The sequence below is a fragment of the Phosphitispora sp. TUW77 genome, assembly GCF_048453025.1.
Classification (GTDB): Bacteria; Bacillota; Thermincolia; order Thermincolales; family UBA2595; genus Phosphitispora.
Genome location: NZ_CP156677.1, coordinates 1,920,739 through 1,939,085, shown reverse-complemented (window position 1 = coordinate 1,939,085; position 18,347 = coordinate 1,920,739). Strand labels below are relative to the sequence as shown.

Below are 18,347 nucleotides of genomic sequence, written 5' to 3'. Positions count from 1 at the left end.
ATGAAAGTATATACTATCAAACGGGAAGAGATGGACAAGCCCGACCAATTTGACCTGGCTGTCTATGCCAAGAAGATATTTGGCATGTTTGGCGGTCAAGAAGAAACGGTAAAGCGGCAGTTTAGTAACTCGCTGGTAGGTGTCATTATAGATCGATCTTGCTGAGCAGGTTAAAGCCTTATGTGCGGAAGCTATGAAAACCTGTCCCAAGCTTCTAAAAAGGCGGGTCAAGAAAACCGTAGTGGTGCATATAAAGGACTACATCCCTTTTTTTATTTATCTTTAAATTTTAATGTGTACCCCTTGTCAAGGACAATTTGGGTTTTTGCTATTCCAATCAAATAGGTATTAATGCTATAATAACCATGCTTTACCACAAGGGAGGATAGGGCAACGCTGAGGAGCGACCCGAGCGCCCGTGTGGGTTTATAAGGGAGGCGGTGAGTATCAGCACCGCTTCTTTTTTGTAATTAAACACTGCTTCCCTGGAAACCAAAGCGAAAAACTTCGGGGTGTGGGGCAGAGCCCCACCTTCTATCTTCGCCTTTTGCTTTTGGTATTGTTAAAGGGTATTCTCCTGTAACTATATACTTGTAATACTCTTTTGGAGCCAATCTTGCCAGACCCCATTGATATCGTTCGTTGTTATAATACTCGGTCCAATGACTGATCACTTGATGAATTTCTTCAAATGTACTGCACTGAGAAATATCAATTTCATCTTTCATGTGGCCGTAAAAGGATTCCTGCGGAGCGTTATCCCAACAGTTCGCCTTTCGGGACATGGACTGCCTTAAATTACTGTCTTTTATCAATTGGATAAACTTTATACTTGTGTAGTGCACCCCCTGATCCGAATTGATCAGAGTCTCGGTTGTCAAAGAGATACCATAATTTCTAATGAGTTGATTCACGGTTTCCAGGACAAAATCGATTTCAAGGGATTCGCTTAGTACCCATGCTAGCAACTCTTTTGTGCAACCATCGATGATTGTAGATATATAGCACCGTGGCGCCTTTCCATTAATGATGTAGGTAGTATCCGTCAGCAGAACAGCACGAGGGCCTCGTGCTTCAAATTCTCGGTTCAGTAAGTTGGGCATAACATTACTGGTTTTTAGTGCTTTAGCCATTCTTCGGTACGGATTTGCCTTGCGAATAGGACATAAAAGTCCATACTTCTTCATCAAACGCCGGATCTTCTTAATGTTCATATGTATTGGGGGATCCATATGAAGAAGTCGCATGTAAATACCGCGGGCTCCCTTGTTATAACCACGAAATTTGTAAGCTCCTAAAATCACTAGGAAATCCTTTTGGTCTTGTTCTTCACGTTGACGCCTGAGGTCTTCCGTTGCAAGGTAATGGTAATATCCAGAGCGTGAAACATCGGCCGCAGCGCATAGCCAGGTAATATTTAGTAAGTTGTTGTCCCGCTGAGTCATCTCACGAATGACTGCATATTTGGCAGATGCGGGAACATTCATGATTCTGAGCTCTCCTGGCCTAAAGATACAATTTTTTTTAGAAACTCTATTTCTTGGTCTTTATATGCTAGTTTCTGCTCAAGGAATTTTATTTTTGCATCTGGATCTGTGTAGTCCTTGAGATATGATCCGTATGTTTTTAAGTCTCTAAAGCCTTTCCCTGCTCGAACTTCATTTCGGATCATACCCTTCAATCCATTTACACGATTTACGCCAAGAATATCCGGATCGATGCCGAGCTCAATAACAATGTCTCGCGGCTCTTTTCTTGCTTGTATTAAATTCCAAAACAGTTCCTTAAATTTAGCCGAGAAATGTACAATACTAGGGCTTACATCCAAAACATAAGGACTTGCTCGGAGATGATTCATATCTTCTTCAGTAAATTTCTTGTTCGCCACGCGGCATTCCTCCAATTCAGTTTTATTGTAATACTTGTTTGAACTGGAGTTAAAACCGCCATTGTCCGAGGTTAAGGGTTTTAAAAATCCACCTGTCCTAAAGTAAGGATTCTAAAAATCTACTTGTCCAAAATGAAGGGTTTTTAAAACCTTTGCTGTCCATTTTATAGGGTACATTTTAAAAACTTCCCTAAAAAACCCTAAAACCCGCATGAATAGCGGGTTTTCAGACAAAATTTGGTGCGGTCGAGAGGACTTGAACCTCCACACCCCATTGGGCACTAGAACCTGAATTCCGCTATGTATGTATTATAGGGTATTATCTTCTATTGTTTTGTTTTACTTTAAGTTAGTCTAAGCCTAGAGATATCAAGCACTAGACGTATTTTTTATAAGAGAAATATCTTGATGTCCTAATATGCCTATAAAGTGAAAATTGAAAAGAAGTTTTAGAAGAATTTTAGAAGTTTTTCAGATGATACTCAATACAAATACACTAACTTTAATATTCTTCGAGGCAATATCATAGACATGGGAAAGAAGCCGTTTGCTTTATTGAGTGATAGAGCAAGCGGCTTTTTTGCGTGAAGGGAGGAAAATAAAAGTGTCTAAAGTAATCGCCCTTACAAACCATGTAAAGACAGTAAAGGAAAGACATCTAGAAATCCTTAAATTCAGCGCTTTGCGCGCTATATGACTTTTACAAGAGATTGCGACGATTTCAGAAATAAGGTGTTGAGAGATAAAATTGAAGCGTCAGTTGTGCTGGATATGGAGTGTGTAGACATGTTTGCATAGTGCTTTGATTAGAGTGTTCAGGCATGTCTATATTACGCAGTGTGAAGCAAATTTAAGACTGGGCAATGATTAAGAGAATGCCGTCTTTATCCGGCGTTCTCTTTTCTTATATAGGGTTTTACTAAATTAATGGAAATAAATTCATATTAGTAATATAATCATATTAATAACGTTGTTTTCATTGATATTATACGGAGGTTTTTTGATGCCGGATATAAATGAATTTCTAAATAATGCAATTAAAGAAACAGAGAACTTGAATCAAGGGGAAGTATTTCTTGTTCTAGACTTGTTTAAAGGTTACGAATGGAATCGTATATCCCGTAATGAACGACTTTTGCTTGGCACGTTGTTTTTAAATTATGTTAATACGTCAAAGGTTTGTATTCAGGCAATTGAGAAAACGTCATCAGGACAGCAGAAATATAGGATTAGAATGGAATAGGCTAGCTAGTTATGTCTATAATCGGCAGCTCATGTAACCGAATGTTTTAGCAATAATGGGAAGTTAGATAGACCGTTATATCTAGCGCTATCAAAATGATTGCGGTAGATTGGCAACCCTACGCTCAATAGGATTGATTAACGGTTTATGGTATTCTAAAACATTATTAGGAGGGTCAAAATGGAAGACATAATACGCCTATATAAAGATAGGATTAGAATTTTTTTAATCATATATTTCTTTTCGGAAGAGTTTCATGACTCAACTAATCTGAATTTGGTGCGTGTTTTATATACTGAAACTAGAATACAAAAGATAGATTTTCTGCTTAGAAATCCAGATTACTTTGCACTTGAGCTGCTGAATTTGCTTCCTACAAAAAAACATGACAGGAATCAAATCAAAAATGTTATTATTGATATTTTCAAAAATAGAGAACCTGAAATCAGAAGGCTTGAAATGGAAAAGTTCTTCTTCGGAGCCTATGAGGATATAGATGATGTAATTGCATTTTTAGAAAGCTATGGTTTCATTGTTTTTAAGAGCAAAAGAAATATTGAGTTAAATGTTATCGACAAACAATATTATGTTACCAAATATGCTAAAGAAAAAACTGATAAGGTTCTATCAGAAATGGACTCGCTAAAATGGTATATTGATCGCTGTAAACAAATTAAGCAGTATTTGGGTGATTATACTGGCACACAACTTAAAAATATGCAATATGAAGAAGAAACTTATAGAAACACGTCCTATAAAGAGTTTATAGCCGATGTACAAGAAAAGGTGAAAACCATTTTTAAAAGGGAGTTTGGTGAAAATTTATGAAAAAATTAATTTCCGAACTCAAGAAAGAACTTGAGATAAGAGATTTAGTCATTGGTGACACTGAATTAAATGAAATATTAGAGCTTAACGAATATGTAGCAGAACTTCCAATTGCTACGGGAAAAAGGATTTTATTAGAAGAATTAAGATTTACAGGGACCAAAAATAATGGTGATAAAATTGATTATATCCAAAAATTTGCTTCTGGAATTAATATAATAATTGCAGATAATCTAACAGGTAAGTCGAGTGTATTTAAGGTTGTTAAATTTGCCCTAACAGGTAGGGACAGTTTGAAATCAGACATATCTTCTTGGATTAAAACAATTATGCTCGGCTTTAGTATTGCAGCTAAAAGTTATACAATTTGTATTGACAAAACATCTTCTCGAATGTCCAGCACTTTGTATAGCACTGCTATTGACCAAGTTAATATCGAATATGATGATAATGTTATTTTTCAATCTAACACAAAAAGCGATTATGAGGTGCAAATTCAAGATTTCTTCTTTAATCAGTTTTCGTATTATCCATTGAGTTGGACTCAAAAAGATTCTGCGAAAGATAGCATAGAGCTAAGAGAGGCAAAAGCGAGCTGGAGCACTTACTTCAAATCAATTTACCTTGAATCAAAAGACACAAATTCTTTCTATGGGAATCAAGGTTCAAAGACATTTCAAATACTCTTAGGCCTGAAATATACGAAAACCATTAATAAGTTAATGATAAAACGAGATTTCATAAAAAACTCATTAGCTAAAAAAGATGGAGGAGATAACATATCATTAGTTGAGAAAGAAGATTTATTAAATGAGTTGAAGAAAATTGAAGTATGCCTTGATGCTATCCGTACAAATTCGGATTATGTCAAATTTCAATCATTGAAAGAATTACAAAACAGTCTTTTTATGGACCTTCAAGCATCTTCTATGATATTTAGTTCTAGCAATAATCGACATTATCAACTCCTTGCGGAATTGGATAATAGCCGAAGTGCTCGTGATAGCCTTACCAAAGAAAAAGATGGGCTAGAAAAAGAAGTAACTAAAATAACAAGAAAAATTAATGACTTAAAAGAATACTTGGAATCCGGGTATTTTTTCTCAAATCTAACAATCAAAATGTGTCCCTCGTGTAATCATGAAATAGATATGTCACCCACCAATGAAGAACACGAATGCAATTTATGTCACAAACCTGTTGTTTCTGAAATTGAGAATAAGGAGCAGTTTTCTGAAAGACTAAAGCAATTAACAGAGACAAAAATAATTCTAGAAATCAAGATAAATGAAATCGAGAAAAAAATTAGTACTTTGCAAAGAAGCATTAGTGGTCTTGAAAAAGAAAAACTAGATATTGAAAAAACTATTCAAAATAATGACTATGCTGAATTATCCCAAAAGAGCGAACAGATAAACAAACAACTCAATGAGTTAAATGACAAATTAAAGCAGTCTACTGAAAGAGAAAATGAACTCATTTCTCAAAAAGCCATTCTTAATTATAGATTAAGCTTACAAGAGGTAGATAGTGACGACAATGTTGGTAAGCTAAATAAGAAGCTAGAAGTGCTTGAAATATCTATAGATTATTTTATTAACAAGCGTTTTGTGGAAAGCAAACCAATTTTGACGTCATTAGAAGATTTGATGTTGAATGAAATCCATGCTTTTGGATTGCCTTCAATAACCAAGATCCATATTGATAAGCTTTTTAATATTGAATATACACAGAATGGAACAAGAATAAAGTTTGAAGACATAGCTGAGGGTGAGCAATTGCGCGTTAAGTTGGCATTTTATCTTAGTATTATTCAACTTGATATTCAAAAGAATTATGGTAAGCATACCAGACTTCTAATGATTGACAGCCCCGCTAAAGAAGAAGGGGATAACAAATATTTAGAAGGATTAAAGGCTGTGCTCGCAGATATAGAAAATAGATATGCAGACAAGTTGCAAATATTAATCGGAACTGCTGAACGTAATCTGAGTGATATTGTAAGAAGTCAATTTGTCTATGAGGCTGATCAATATGTGTTTTGATATTGCGATTCTAGATACGTATAAAACAAAAAATCAAGCAGAAAAATTAAACTTTTGGGATGGGCAACTCCCTTTATGCAATTTTGAAAAACAAAACTCAAGACAATTGGTGAGCTTTGTCCACCAAATCATTGCAGATTCACAAGAAGCAATTTATTCAAAATGTCAAGCAATCGACTTTTCTATTAGGATGTTTTTAGCCGACATTTTAAAAGATAGAAATATCTTGGATATACTTTTGGATTCATGGGAACCAACCGACGATATCCACCTTGAAACGTTAAGAATTAAGCGACTTGCATTGCTATATCCTTATGATACTGATATTCAGTCTGTTTTAAATGAACTGGCACAAAGTGATTCGCTGGTATCAACAGAAAGTAACTATCAATTAGGCTTGATAAATTTATTTGTTGCAAGGGAAAAAAGATCAATTGATGAAGTAGTAGAAGTTCTAAGAATTGCATATGTTCATTTTGATGTAGCTTCCAAAGAGGAAAACAGAATAGATGCAAGCTTATTTAAGATTATTACAAATTCGATTATTTACATTTTCTGTAATAATTGGTTGGAGTTTGATAAATGCATTAAAGAGTTAGAGCGTCTGATTTTCATTCAGCGAATATATAGCTGGACCCCTGATGTAGTTACACTGCATCGTGCAATATACTCTAAATTGTATAATGCAAAATTGATAATTGAAAAAGACACAAAAAACTGGTTGAATTATAAAGCTGAGTTTAATCAACTTTGTATGGAGTTTTTTAATATCCAAAATCAATCTGTAAAATCAGATTTATTTTCTATGGAAATTGAGCATGGTATATCTGATAATTTAATAACAAAAGTGATCGAGCCTGTCTTTAAAACGAATTTCTATAGTGTTTTGTGCAAAATAGATTGTTTGCTAAATGACGATAGTATTGAGGAAAATCAAGCTGGATTCCTAATATATTTGAAAGATGTTATTCAACAACAATCAGAAACAGAAATAAGTGAATATGATTTTTTTAATCAGAGCATCATAAGAACTTTTCCGCATTTACCAAAAAGTAAAATCAGGATATTTTATGATGCTATAAAAGATTCTAATCTACAGATAATTTCCAATATATTGGATCAACTCACGAATAGCAATGGATATGATAAGTTATTTGAACGTATAATGCACGCCTGTGTAACACTGCAAGGAACGAGACATTACTATGGTTCAGAGGAAAATATTCGGAACAAATTCATTGCACAATTATTAGAGGCTTCTGGCTTTCGCACAAAAGATCAGACACAGTGGGGGCTTTCAAATAAAGGCATATCCGATGGAGAGATTGATGTTCAAATTGTTGATGACAAGGGAACCGCCTATTCTATTATTGAAGGACTTATTCTCAAATCATTAGATACCACCTACCTAAATCTCCACTTAGATAAAATTTTCAAATATGACACAACAGGGCTAGAATATATATTTATTGTAAGCTATGTTGCAGTTGCGGATTTTTCTTCATTTTGGAATAAATATCGTGAACATATAAGAAATCATGACTTTCAATATCCTTTGGATTCTTTCGAGGAAAATGTTTATAAAGAAAATTATTCTGAAATAAAGACAGGACGATCTTACCATCAGAGGAATGGAACTATAGTTTATCTTTATCATATTTGTATAAAGATGCCCTAAGATGTGACTAGTGATTTAAGTATTTCGCGCCAGATTTGACACTCAGGCTGTTAAATCTCAAACGACGTGGGTGTCCAACCACACCGACATATACATACTTCCCATTAAGTTTATTATGTAGCGTATCTTTAGAAACGGTAAACTTCCCCAAATCCATATTACAATCAAATAACCGAATGAATAAGAGAACATAGGTTTTTAGATTATGTTCTCTTTTCATATATAAAATAAGTTAAGAAGCCGCTTGCTTTATTTTACCGATAAAGCCAGCGGCTTTTTGCGTGAAAGGAGGAAAAACAGGAATGGCAAAAGTAATCGCCATAGCAAACCAAAAAGGCGGTGTCGGCAAAACGACAACGACGGTTAATCTCGGCATCGGACTTGCGGTACAGGAGAAAAAGGTACTGCTGGTGGACGCGGACGCACAGGGGAACCTGACGGATTCATTGGGCTACCGGGAACCGGACAATCTGCCCGTTTCGCTAGCTACCGTTCTGACCAAAACCATGATGGAGGAGCAGTATGAGGCTGACGAAGGAATTCTTCACCATGCGGAAGGCGTTGACCTGATGCCAGGCAATATTGAACTATCCGCTATTGAGGTATCGCTGGTCAACACCATGAGCCGGGAAATGGTACTGTGTAGTTACATCAACACGGTCAAAGACAAATATGATTATGTGCTGATCGACTGTATGCCAAGCTTAGGGATGATGACCATCAATGCCCTTGCCGCCGCGGACAGCGTGATTATTCCCGTTCAGGCCCATTATCTGCCCGCTAAAGGAATGACGCAGCTTTTACAGACCATTGCCCGTGTGAGAAGGCAAATCAATCCCAAGCTTACCATTGACGGTGTGCTGCTAACAATGGTGGATAAGCGGACCAACTTTGCAAAGGACATTTCCTTTATCTTGCGGCGGGACTACGGCGATAAGCTGCGAGTATTTCAAACGGAAATCCCCCTGTCCATCCGGGCGGCTGAAACCAGCGCACAGGGAAAGAGCATCTATGCGTTCGATCCCCACGGAATAGCCGCCAGGTCCTATCAAGCCTTTACAAAGGAGGTGCAGGACATTGGCGAAAAGCAGCGCAAGAGACAGCATCAAGCTGACCTCAGTAGATGAATTGTTTTCCACGGAGGAAAGCCGTGCTGATAGTCAGCGGGAAAAGGTGCTGGATATTCCACTTTCGGAAATTAGTGATTTCCTAAATCACCCTTTTAAGGTGAAAGCGGATGAAGCTATGCTGGAAATGGCCGACAGCGTAAAACAGTACGGCGTTTTGGTTCCCGGCCTTGTGCGCCTAAAACCGGACGGCGGCTATGAAATGGTGGCCGGACACCGCCGCAAAAAGGCAAGCGAGCTTGCGGGAAAAGAAACCATGCCATGCATTGTCCGTGAAATGGATGACGATGAAGCCACAATTATCATGGTTGACAGCAATCTGCAAAGGGAAAGCATTCTGCCGAGTGAAAAAGCCTTTGCCTATAGGATGAAGCTGGAAGCCATGAAACGGCAAGGACAGCGGACGGACTTAACTTCCGCCCAACTTGGGCGGAAGTTAGACGGAAAAGAATCAAGAGAAATACTTGCTGAACAAGTTGGCGAAAGTCGTAATCAAATTTCCCGACACATCCGCTTAACGGAACTCATACCGTCTATCCTTGAAATGGTGGATGAAAAGCAGATAGCTTTTAATCCTGCGGTAGAAATCTCCTATTTGGCCGAAAAGGAGCAGCAAGACCTGTATGATACCATGCAATCGGAGGATTGTACCCCTTCTTTGGTACAGGCACAGCGGATGAAAAAGCTTAGTCAGGATGGCAGATTGAGTGTGGATGTCATCTTTTCTATTCTTACGGAAGAAAAACCTAACCAAAAAGAAAAATTCCATATCCAGCGCGAACGCATCAACAGCTTTTTCCCTAAGAACTTTACCGAAAAGCAAAAAGAGGATTTAATCGTCCAATTGCTTGAAAGCTGGTACAGGAAGCGGCAACGGGAACAGGAACGGTAGAACAGAATATGATCGTGACACGTGGCAATTCGTTCTCATGAATGAGGACGTTTTTTTATGCCCTTTTTGGAAGGAGGTGCTTCTATGTACTTTACGGAAGGGCGGCTGCGCACATACGAGCGCATAATGCAGGAAAAACCAAAGCATGACCGTGAGCATCCTGCTAAACCAGTGAGGGATGAGGAGTGTAAGCAATGCCGGTATTTTGACAAGCATAGCGGAAAATGCAGCAAAGAAAAGTGTGTCATACCTGATGATTAACGAGGTGATTTTACTCCAGGGGGGTAGTCTGTCCGTTTGCCTGCAGGCGTTGCATGGCGGCCTTGCGTTTTCCCCCTCCCCATACCCCTCCCCCTAAAGAATTACCAGCCGAAAAAGAAAGATATGTCTTTCGGCAGGTAATACCGCAAAATTCATGTAGAAAGGAGCTATTTATGAAACAGACGGGTCAAAAGAAACCCAAAACCTTTCGTACTCTGATCCGGCGAATCCATATCTGTAATATGCTGATGCAGAATGGAAAACCGACCGTTGCAGAGGAAAAAACCAGAAAGAAGGCGAAGCAGCCCTTTTTCTTTTTCGGCCGGTAAAGTGTTGCTTTTAACAATTCTGCGATAAGGAGGTGTTTTGATGGAACTGAAAACCATACTGGCAGTCGCACTTTGCTTAGTGATTGTGGGCGGTGCGATGTATCTATACCTCAAGCGCAAAAAGAAATAACGGCTGGACGGTAAAGGGGCGGCGAAATCGTCCCTTTTCTATTCGTCCATTCGATTGGAGTGAGAAGATAATGGGTGAAGAAAAACGCATGGTGGATACCTACGAGGTAGAACACGCCATCCATGTTGGAGATAAAGAAATTGTTTTTGGAGTGGATGAAAAAAAGGCCGACTGCCCGTATATGGTGTGCAACTGCACCTGGGATAACCCATTGGGGATCGAGCATTATTTTAATGCCGTTGGAAGTGCGGACTATCTGGAAATGCTGACAGAGTTTACCGACCGCGTAACGACGCAGCTTGAAGCAGTAAAAGCGGAGCGGAACAAAGTCACCGTTCCTTTGCAGGCTTTCACGATGGAACATTGTATCCCGAATGATAACGGGCAGAACTTTGAAAACAAGGTGGTAAGTATTTGTCCGGAGTGTTTGCGCCCCGAATACCGCACCGCCGACAAACAGCTTGTGCTGGCTACGGGCGGCTTTGGCGCTCATGCCAATGCCAGGGGCCGGGCAGTTTATACTATAAATCTTTATTCCGGAAAGGAATCGCGCTGGAATCGTGAGGATATTTTGGGTACCCTCAAACCGGAATATATGCCCGATTGGGCAAAGGACCGGCTGAAACAGATACAGGCTGAAAGGCAGGCAAAGCAGAAAAAACAGGAACAGACGCGTTAGGAGGCGCATAAAAATGTTTGAAGAAATGAACGCCGGCTATACCATCACCGACCGGCTAATCGTAGGAAATGGAATGTTTGTGCTCGGGGAGTGTGAAAATGCGTCTGAAAAATTTGTGACTTGGAAATGCAAACAAGATGACACGGGCAAAAAAACCTACTTATGGGGGCATTACTGCAACGACCGCCTGACTGCCGTCGAGGATTTATGCCGTCGTGCATTGGAAGAAATACAGTATTTGAGAACCTTCCGGCAGGAAAAGGATACACCTAAAAACCCCGTACAACAGCGCCAAAAGAAAAAGAATGAGCCAGAACGGTGAGGAGAAATGATGAATTGCTCGATAAAACGCAATGGAAGAACAAAGATTTTCAGTAGAAATACAAAACAAAAGCAAAGGTGAGCTACGAGCCCGAACGATAAGGAGGGACAGAGTTGGCAACGAAACTGCAATTGATTACGGAGCTTTCGCAAAGGACGGCTTACAGCGTCACGAGAAATCCTGTTAACTGGACTTCCTTTCTGAAGACGGCGGCCTGGAACTACAAATACCCGTTTCAGGATCAGCTTTTGATTTATGCACAGCGCCCCGATGCCACTGCCTGCGCTCCCATTGAGATATGGAACCTGAAGCTGGGCAGATGGGTAAACAGGGGCGCGAAAGGTATTGCCCTCATAGACGACAGCGGAAGCCGGTTGAGCCTGCGCCATGTTTTTAACGTGTCGGACACCCATAGCCGGTATAACCGTCCCGCTGTCCTTTGGGCTATGCAGGATAAATATGCGGAGGCTGTGACAGAAACGCTGGAAAATTCCTTCGGCGACCTCAAGGATAACAGCGATATTGCCTCTGCGCTGGTTTCAGCCGCCTTCAATGCCGTGGAGGATAATTATGCGGATTACCTCACCGACCTGATGTACTGCCGGGAGAACAGCTTCCTGGAGGAGTTGGACGGCCTGAACGTAGAAGTCATCTTCAAGGATGCCATTAGAAGTTCAGTGGCCTACATGCTCTTAGTCCGATGTGGCTATCCCATCAATAATTTTTTCAGCTTTGAGGATTTTCAGGGCGTTGTGAATTTCAATACCCTCGATACTATATCCAGACTGGGGGCCGCCGGAAGCGATATTTCCGAAATGCTGCTGCGGGAAATCGAGGCAACGGTCAAAGACCAGCAAAAAACGGAAAGAAAACAAACCCGCACAATTGCAAAAAATCAGGGTGTGGGGCACAATGAAAGCAGAAATGATGAAAGGAATGGTGAACATGGAACTGACGTACACAATGCAGGGCGATTATCTGATACCCGACCTGGCGCTGCAGGAGGAAGAAACGCACATCGGCAAGTATGGGATGTTGCGCAAAACATATCTGAAAAACCACCGGAAAGGGATGTTCGCCAGCCTGATGCTGTCAGGCAAGCTAACGGAGCACCTCGCGGAAATCGACCAGGTGGCGAAGCAACGCATCGAACGGATCATGGCGAAGCTCCTGAAGAGCAGTCCCGCACCGGACAAGGCGACCGACCCGTTGGGCTGGACGGGTTATATGAACAACCTGCAGCACTCGGCGGAGGAAACAATACTAGCGGAACTGGTGTACAGCTAACCCTTTTACCCACCGTAGAGCAGCAAATCGAAGCGATAGAACAGGCGGAGGACGAAAAATCCTCCGCTTTTTCAATTTCCCAGGAAGAAATCGACCATGCACTTTGCAAGGGTACCGGCTTTCAGGACGGCAAATTCCGTGTTTACCTGCACTACCAGGAGCAGCATACCCCAAAGGAAACCATTGATTTTCTAAAGCAAGAATACGGAACCGGCGGCGGCACTCATATTTTCACGGATGGAACCTGTGGTAACCAATGGCACGATGGGAAAGGCCTTTCCCTCAGTAAAAATGGCAGCTTTATTACAAATTCAGAACTGCGATTGACATGGAATCAGGTTGCAAAGCGCCTTAGCGAGTTGATTACCGCCGACCGCTACTTAAACAGCAAGGAAAAAGAGCGTTTGCCCGCCTTGCAGCAGGAAATAGAGGAACTCCGCCGACAGCTTGCCGAAGAAGCCTATGCCCGCGAAATTCTGAACCGGGGGCTAGCCCTTGCCAAACCGGAGCCGCTGCCAAAGAACGAGGCAAGATATGCCTTTTCCCTTGGGGATACGGTGTATCTCGGTGCGGAGGAATACGAGATTTTATCCTTTGACGGCAGTACGGTGCAGTTAAGGGACATCCGGTATCCACTGTTCATCAAAGAGCTTCCACGGGAAGCTTTTGAACGGATGCTGCGGGATAATCCGTTAAACAACCATCTCATTGCGCCGGAGGATGTGAAATTGGACCTGGAGTTGCCGGACGCCCAGGCCAGGGAAACGGAAAAGAAACCGACCGAAAAAGAAGAACCCCATCAGACGCACATCAATTACCGTATCACCGACGATAACCTGGGCGCTGGTGGTCAAAAAACCAAATACGGTTGGAACGTTGCTGCCATCCGACTCTCAAATCAGCTTGAAGAAGAAAACCGTCTGGCCACGCCGGAGGAACAAGAAGTCCTATCCCGTTATGTGGGATGGGGCAGTCTGCCGCAAGCCTTTGATGAGGCCAACAGTCAGTGGGCGAAGGAATACGCCGAACTCAAGGAACTGCTCACCGACGAGGAATATGCATCCACAAGGGCATCCACCTTAAACGCCCATTATACTTCCCCTACCGTCATCAAGGCCATGTATGCCTGCTTGGAAAACATGGGCTTTAAGACCGGCAACATCTTGGAACCGGCCTGCGGCATCGGCAACTTTTTCGGTCTTGTCCCCAACAGCATGAAGGATTCAAAGCTGTACGGCGTCGAGCTGGATGGCATTACTGGCCGCATTGCCAAACAGCTTTACCAACAGGCCAACATTGCTGTAAAAGGCTTTGAAGAAACCAACCTACCCGACAGCTTTTTCGACCTGGCCATCGGCAATGTACCCTTTGGCAGTTATGGCATAGCGGACAAAAAATACGACAAATACAAGTTTTATATTCACGATTACTTTTTCGCAAAAACACTCGACAAAGTACGATCCGGTGGCATCATCGCCTTTATCACCTCCAAGGGCACGATGGATAAGCAAAACCCCGAAGTCCGTAAATACATAGCGCAGCGGGCAGAACTGTTGGGCGCTGTCCGGCTGGCAAACAATGCGTTCCTTGCCAATGCAGGCACTGAAGTCACAACCGACATCCTATATCTGCAAAAGCGTGACAGGCTGATCGATATTGAACCCAATTGGGTACATCTTTCTACCACTAAGGACGGTATTCCCATCAACAGCTATTTTGCCGACAACCCCGATATGGTGCTGGGTACGATGGCTTACGCTGACATGATGTACGGCAATGCCAAAGAAACCACCTGCCGGCCCTTTGAAAACGCCGACCTTGCTGAGCTGCTCCGCGAAGCCCTGGAGAATATCCATGCGGAAATCACTGAATATGAGCCGGACGAGATGGCCGAGGAAGAAGATACTTCCATTCTGGCAGACCCGAACGTGAGAAATTTCAGCTATACCGTTGTTGATGGCGAGATCTACTATCGCGAAAACAGCCGGATGAACAAGGTGGAAGTTTCCGTCACGGCGGCCAGCCGCATTAAGGGTATGATTGCCATTCGGGACTGCGTCCGCGAGTTGATCGAATACCAGACCGAGGATTACAGCGATGAGGTGATCCGGGAACAGCAGCGCGAGTTGAATAAGCTGTATGATGAATTTACTGAAAAATACGGGCTCTTAAGCAACCGCGGCAACAACATGGCTTTTTCCGACGACAACTCCTACTGCCTGCTCTGCTCTCTTGAAATTCTGGACGAGAACGGCGAATTGGAGCGCAAGGCCGATATGTTCACCAAGCGCACCATCCGGCAGCGCACTGTCGTTACCCATGTGGATACCGCCACCGAGGCTTTGGCCATCTCCATCGCGGAAAAAGCCTGTGTGGACTTAGGTCTAATGCAGAGTCTGACAGGGCTTTCCGAGGAACAAATTGTTAAAGACATGGAAGGCGTGATCTTCCGCAGTCCCGAAAAGCCGAACGATGATGGGAAACCGCGTTTTGAAACAGCGGACGAATACCTGTCCGGCAACGTCCGGGAAAAGCTCAAAACCGCCCGGCGGTTTGCCGAAATGTATCAGGACCTCTACAGTATAAACGTCACGGCACTGGAAAAGGTACAGCCAAAAGAATTAAGCGCGTCTGAAATCGACGTGCGGCTTGGCGCGACCTGGCTTCTCCCAGATATTATCAAGGACTTTATCTTTGAGATTCTGGAAACTCCTAATATGTTCAAACGCAACATCGATGTCCATTATTCCGGATATACCGCTAACTGGAACGTCAAGGGAAAAAGTGACGACCGGAGCGATAACATCAAAGCCAATGTTACATACGGCACGAAACGCATCAATGCCTACAAGATCATCGAGGAAACCCTCAACCTGCGGGATGTGCGCATCTTTGATACCGTCGAGGTAGACGGCGTGGAGAAGCGGGTGCTGAATAAAAAGGAAACCACTATCGCTCAACAGAAGCAGGAAGCCATCAAGGAGGTATTCCAAAGCTGGCTATGGAAAGACCCCAAACGCCGGGAAAGGCTGATGCGAATCTACAATGAACGCTTCAACGCCGTTCGTCCCCGCGAATATGACGGCAGTCATATCCGTTTTACCGGTATGAACCCGGAAATTACCCTTCGCAAGCACCAGGTGGATGCAGTGGCCCACATCCTCTATGGAGGCAATACCCTGCTGGCCCATTGCGTGGGTGCTGGCAAAACCTACGAGATGACGGCTGCGGCAATGGAAAGCAAGCATCTGGGGCTTTGCAATAAAAGCATGTTTGTGGTGCCGAACCACCTGACCGAGCAATGGGCGGCAGAGTTTTTACAGCTCTACCCGTCGGCCAACATCCTTGTAGCGACGAAAAAGGATTTTGAAACTAAAAACCGTAAGAAGTTTTGTGCAAGAATTGCGACCGGTGACTATGACGCGGTAATCATCGGACACAGCCAGTTTGAGAAAATCCCTATTTCCACAGAACGACAAAAACGGCAGCTTGAAGACCAAATCACGGAAATCACCGGCGGCATCCGGGAACTGAAAGAGGAACGGGGAGAGCGTTATGCCATCAAGCAGCTTGAAAAGACCAAAAAGACTCTGAAACTAAAGCTGGATAAGCTTAATGACACCAGCCGCAAGGACGATGTGGTCACCTTTGAAGAGCTAGGCGTTGACCGCCTGTTTGTGGATGAGGCTGATTTTTACAAAAACCTGTTTCTTTACACAAAAATGCGCAATGTGGCGGGTCTATCACAGACTGAGGCGCAGAAATCCTCCGACCTTTTTGCTAAATGCCGCTACCTTGACGAGCTGACGGAAGGGCGCGGCATCATCTTTGCCACGGGGACGCCCATTTCCAACTCCATCACCGAGATGTACACCATGCAGCGGTATCTGCAATATGAAACCCTGCACAAAAACGGACTCCAGCATTTCGATTGCTGGGCTTCCACCTTCGGAGAAACGGTCACCGCCATTGAGCTTGCGCCGGAGGGCACAGGCTACCGGGCCAAAACGAGGTTTGCACGGTTCTATAACCTGCCGGAACTCATGAATATGTTTAAGGAAATCGCGGATATCAAGACTGCGGATATGCTTAACCTTCCCGTACCGAAAGCGAACTATCATAATGTGGCGGTGAAGCCGAGCAAATTCCAGCAGGACATGGTGGCTGAACTTGCGGAGCGCGCTGAACGGGTGCGCGCCAAGCTGGTGGAACCGTATGAGGATAATATGCTTAAAATAACTAACGACGGCCGGAAGCTGGCCCTTGACCAGCGGTTGGCCAATCCCATGCTTTCCGACCATGAGGGCAGCAAGGTAAACGCTTGTGTGGAAAATGTATTCTGCCTCTGGCAGGAAAACCGCGATAAGAAACTGACGCAACTTGTGTTCTGCGATCTGTCCATTCCAAAGAACGATGGAAATTTTAACGTGTATGACGATGTACGCCAAAAGCTGACTGCACGCGGTGTCCCAGCCGACGAGGTTGCTTTTATCCATGATGCCGACACGGAGACCAAGAAAAAGGAACTGTTTGCCAAAGTCCGTAAGGGACAGATGCGAATCCTGTTAGGTTCCACCTTTAAAATGGGAGCAGGGACCAATGTGCAGGACCTCCTGATTGCACTCCATGACCTGGACTGCCCATGGCGGCCCCGTGATCTGGAGCAGCGAGGCGGACGTATCGTGCGGCAGGGCAACAAAAACGATGAGGTGCATATTTTCCGGTATGTGACGGAGAACACCTTTGATGCTTACCTTTACCAGATACTTGAGAACAAGCAGCGATTCATCAGCCAGATTATGACTTCCAAATCCCATGTAAGAAGCGCCGAGGATATTGATGAAACGGCGCTTTCCTATGCCGAGGTAAAGGCACTGGCAACCGGCAATCCGTTAATTAAGGAGAAGATGGATTTAGACATTCAGGTTTCCAAACTAAAATTGCTGAAAGCCAACCATTTAAGCCAGCGTTACGCTTTGGAAGACAGATTGCTCAAACACTATCCGCAGCAGATTAAATCTACCGAGGAACGCATCGAAGGTTACGAAAAAGACCTTTCCCTGTATGAGCAGCACAGCGCATTAAAATCTGTCGAAGATAGCACAGAGGACAGCAAATTTCCGGGCATGACGGTCAAGGGTGGTCTCTACACTGAAAAAGTCAAGGCGGGTGCGGCTATTCTGGAAGCCTGCAAGTTGATGACCTCACCGGAGCCGCAGGTACTGGGCAGTTACATGGGCTTCCCGATGCGGTTTTCCTTTGACGGCTTTAATAAGCAGTATCAGATTATCCTGCGTGGCGCTCTGAGCCATACGGTCACATTGGGCACGGACATCCACGGCAACATCACAAGGCTCAATAACGTTCTTGCCGAAATACCGAAAAAGCTGGAGTATTGCCAAGAACAGTTAAAAACGCTCCACCAGCAGATGGAAATGGCAAAGGAGCAGATCGATATCCCCTTTGAAAAAGGGCAGGAACTACAAACCAAATCTGCACGGCTGGCAGAGCTGAATATTTTACTCAACATGGATAAACATGAAAACGAGGTGTTGGACGGCGAGCCGGACGAGGATATGGACATTCCCGAGAAGAAAGCAGTGGGCTACGAAAGATAACTATTGTTCACACCTTTGCT

The 18,347-nt window shown here is 43.1% G+C and carries 15 protein-coding genes; 13 read left to right on the top strand and 2 right to left on the bottom strand.

The window, feature by feature from the left end:
• Entirely contained in the window at window positions 1-165 is a 165-nt protein-coding gene (locus tag ABFY19_RS09365; RefSeq protein WP_418790394.1) for a hypothetical protein, read from the top strand.
• Between the two features lie 305 nt (window positions 166-470).
• Here ABFY19_RS09365 and ABFY19_RS09360 read toward each other — a convergent pair whose 3' ends face one another.
• Both ABFY19_RS09360 and ABFY19_RS09355 read right to left on the bottom strand, forming a co-directional pair.
• Window positions 471-1,487 carry an IS3 family transposase gene (locus ABFY19_RS09360; protein ID WP_418790393.1) on the bottom strand — a complete coding sequence of 339 codons (1,017 nt, stop codon included), beginning with the start codon at window positions 1,485-1,487 and terminating at the stop codon, window positions 471-473.
• The gene (locus ABFY19_RS09355; RefSeq protein ID WP_418790392.1) at window positions 1,484-1,888 is read right to left on the bottom strand and encodes an HTH domain-containing protein; all 405 of its coding nucleotides are present in this window, start codon (window positions 1,886-1,888) and stop codon (window positions 1,484-1,486) included. Before ABFY19_RS09355 ends, ABFY19_RS09360 begins: the two co-directional genes overlap by 4 nt.
• 1,003 nt (window positions 1,889-2,891) lie before the next feature.
• Here ABFY19_RS09355 and ABFY19_RS09350 point away from each other — a divergent pair.
• The 12 genes from ABFY19_RS09350 to ABFY19_RS09295 all read left to right on the top strand — a co-directional run bounded on the left by ABFY19_RS09350 (window position 2,892) and on the right by ABFY19_RS09295 (window position 18,327).
• Window positions 2,892-3,131: a single-stranded DNA-binding protein gene (locus tag ABFY19_RS09350; protein ID WP_418790391.1), complete on the top strand. Its 240-nt coding sequence runs from the start codon at window positions 2,892-2,894 to the stop codon at window positions 3,129-3,131.
• Between the two features lie 180 nt (window positions 3,132-3,311).
• Window positions 3,312-3,959: a hypothetical protein gene (locus ABFY19_RS09345; RefSeq protein ID WP_418790390.1), complete on the top strand. Its 648-nt coding sequence runs from the start codon at window positions 3,312-3,314 to the stop codon at window positions 3,957-3,959.
• Entirely contained in the window at window positions 3,956-6,004 is a 2,049-nt protein-coding gene (locus ABFY19_RS09340) for a hypothetical protein (RefSeq protein ID WP_418790389.1), read from the top strand. The genes ABFY19_RS09345 and ABFY19_RS09340 overlap by 4 nt, the downstream gene beginning before the upstream one ends.
• A complete protein-coding gene (locus ABFY19_RS09335; RefSeq protein ID WP_418790388.1) occupies window positions 5,994-7,682 on the top strand; it encodes a hypothetical protein in 1,689 nt (562 codons plus the stop codon). Before ABFY19_RS09340 ends, ABFY19_RS09335 begins: the two co-directional genes overlap by 11 nt.
• 302 nt (window positions 7,683-7,984) lie before the next feature.
• Window positions 7,985-8,809 (top strand): ParA family protein, encoded by an 825-nt coding sequence (locus ABFY19_RS09330; RefSeq protein WP_418790387.1) that lies wholly within the window; start codon window positions 7,985-7,987, stop codon window positions 8,807-8,809.
• Complete coding sequence (locus ABFY19_RS09325; protein ID WP_418790386.1) at window positions 8,760-9,701, top strand: ParB/RepB/Spo0J family partition protein; 942 nt, start codon at window positions 8,760-8,762, stop codon at window positions 9,699-9,701. Before ABFY19_RS09330 ends, ABFY19_RS09325 begins: the two co-directional genes overlap by 50 nt.
• 84 nt (window positions 9,702-9,785) lie before the next feature.
• Entirely contained in the window at window positions 9,786-9,962 is a 177-nt protein-coding gene (locus ABFY19_RS09320; protein WP_418790385.1) for a hypothetical protein, read from the top strand.
• Window positions 9,963-10,331: 369 nt separating this feature from the next.
• Window positions 10,332-10,421, top strand: a complete 90-nt coding sequence (locus ABFY19_RS09315; protein ID WP_418790384.1) for an LPXTG cell wall anchor domain-containing protein — start codon at window positions 10,332-10,334, stop codon at window positions 10,419-10,421.
• A 70-nt stretch (window positions 10,422-10,491) separates the two neighbouring features.
• Window positions 10,492-11,100 carry a hypothetical protein gene (locus ABFY19_RS09310; RefSeq protein ID WP_418790383.1) on the top strand — a complete coding sequence of 203 codons (609 nt, stop codon included), beginning with the start codon at window positions 10,492-10,494 and terminating at the stop codon, window positions 11,098-11,100.
• A 13-nt stretch (window positions 11,101-11,113) separates the two neighbouring features.
• Window positions 11,114-11,422 (top strand): hypothetical protein, encoded by a 309-nt coding sequence (locus ABFY19_RS09305; protein ID WP_418790382.1) that lies wholly within the window; start codon window positions 11,114-11,116, stop codon window positions 11,420-11,422.
• Window positions 11,423-12,334: 912 nt separating this feature from the next.
• The gene (locus ABFY19_RS09300; RefSeq protein WP_418792576.1) at window positions 12,335-12,709 is read left to right on the top strand and encodes a TnpV protein; all 375 of its coding nucleotides are present in this window, start codon (window positions 12,335-12,337) and stop codon (window positions 12,707-12,709) included.
• Window positions 12,637-18,327: an N-6 DNA methylase gene (locus tag ABFY19_RS09295; RefSeq protein WP_418792575.1), complete on the top strand. Its 5,691-nt coding sequence runs from the start codon at window positions 12,637-12,639 to the stop codon at window positions 18,325-18,327. The genes ABFY19_RS09300 and ABFY19_RS09295 overlap by 73 nt, the downstream gene beginning before the upstream one ends.
• Window positions 18,328-18,347 lie beyond the last annotated feature (20 nt).

Bases quoted from the DNA above. Each gene is read 5' to 3' on its own strand.
- ABFY19_RS09350 (WP_418790391.1), top strand. From the start codon at position 2,892: ATGCCGGATATAAATGAATTTCTAAATAATGCAATTAAAGAAACAGAG.
- ABFY19_RS09365 (WP_418790394.1), top strand. From the start codon at position 1: ATGAAAGTATATACTATCAAACGGGAAGAGATGGACAAGCCCGACCAA.
- ABFY19_RS09320 (WP_418790385.1), top strand. From the start codon at position 9,786: ATGTACTTTACGGAAGGGCGGCTGCGCACATACGAGCGCATAATGCAG.
- ABFY19_RS09310 (WP_418790383.1), top strand. From the start codon at position 10,492: ATGGGTGAAGAAAAACGCATGGTGGATACCTACGAGGTAGAACACGCC.
- ABFY19_RS09330 (WP_418790387.1), top strand. From the start codon at position 7,985: ATGGCAAAAGTAATCGCCATAGCAAACCAAAAAGGCGGTGTCGGCAAA.
- ABFY19_RS09340 (WP_418790389.1), top strand. From the start codon at position 3,956: ATGAAAAAATTAATTTCCGAACTCAAGAAAGAACTTGAGATAAGAGAT.
- ABFY19_RS09345 (WP_418790390.1), top strand. From the start codon at position 3,312: ATGGAAGACATAATACGCCTATATAAAGATAGGATTAGAATTTTTTTA.
- ABFY19_RS09360 (WP_418790393.1), bottom strand. From the start codon at position 1,487: ATGAATGTTCCCGCATCTGCCAAATATGCAGTCATTCGTGAGATGACT.
- ABFY19_RS09305 (WP_418790382.1), top strand. From the start codon at position 11,114: ATGTTTGAAGAAATGAACGCCGGCTATACCATCACCGACCGGCTAATC.
- ABFY19_RS09335 (WP_418790388.1), top strand. From the start codon at position 5,994: ATGTGTTTTGATATTGCGATTCTAGATACGTATAAAACAAAAAATCAA.
- ABFY19_RS09315 (WP_418790384.1), top strand. From the start codon at position 10,332: ATGGAACTGAAAACCATACTGGCAGTCGCACTTTGCTTAGTGATTGTG.
- ABFY19_RS09300 (WP_418792576.1), top strand. From the start codon at position 12,335: ATGAAAGCAGAAATGATGAAAGGAATGGTGAACATGGAACTGACGTAC.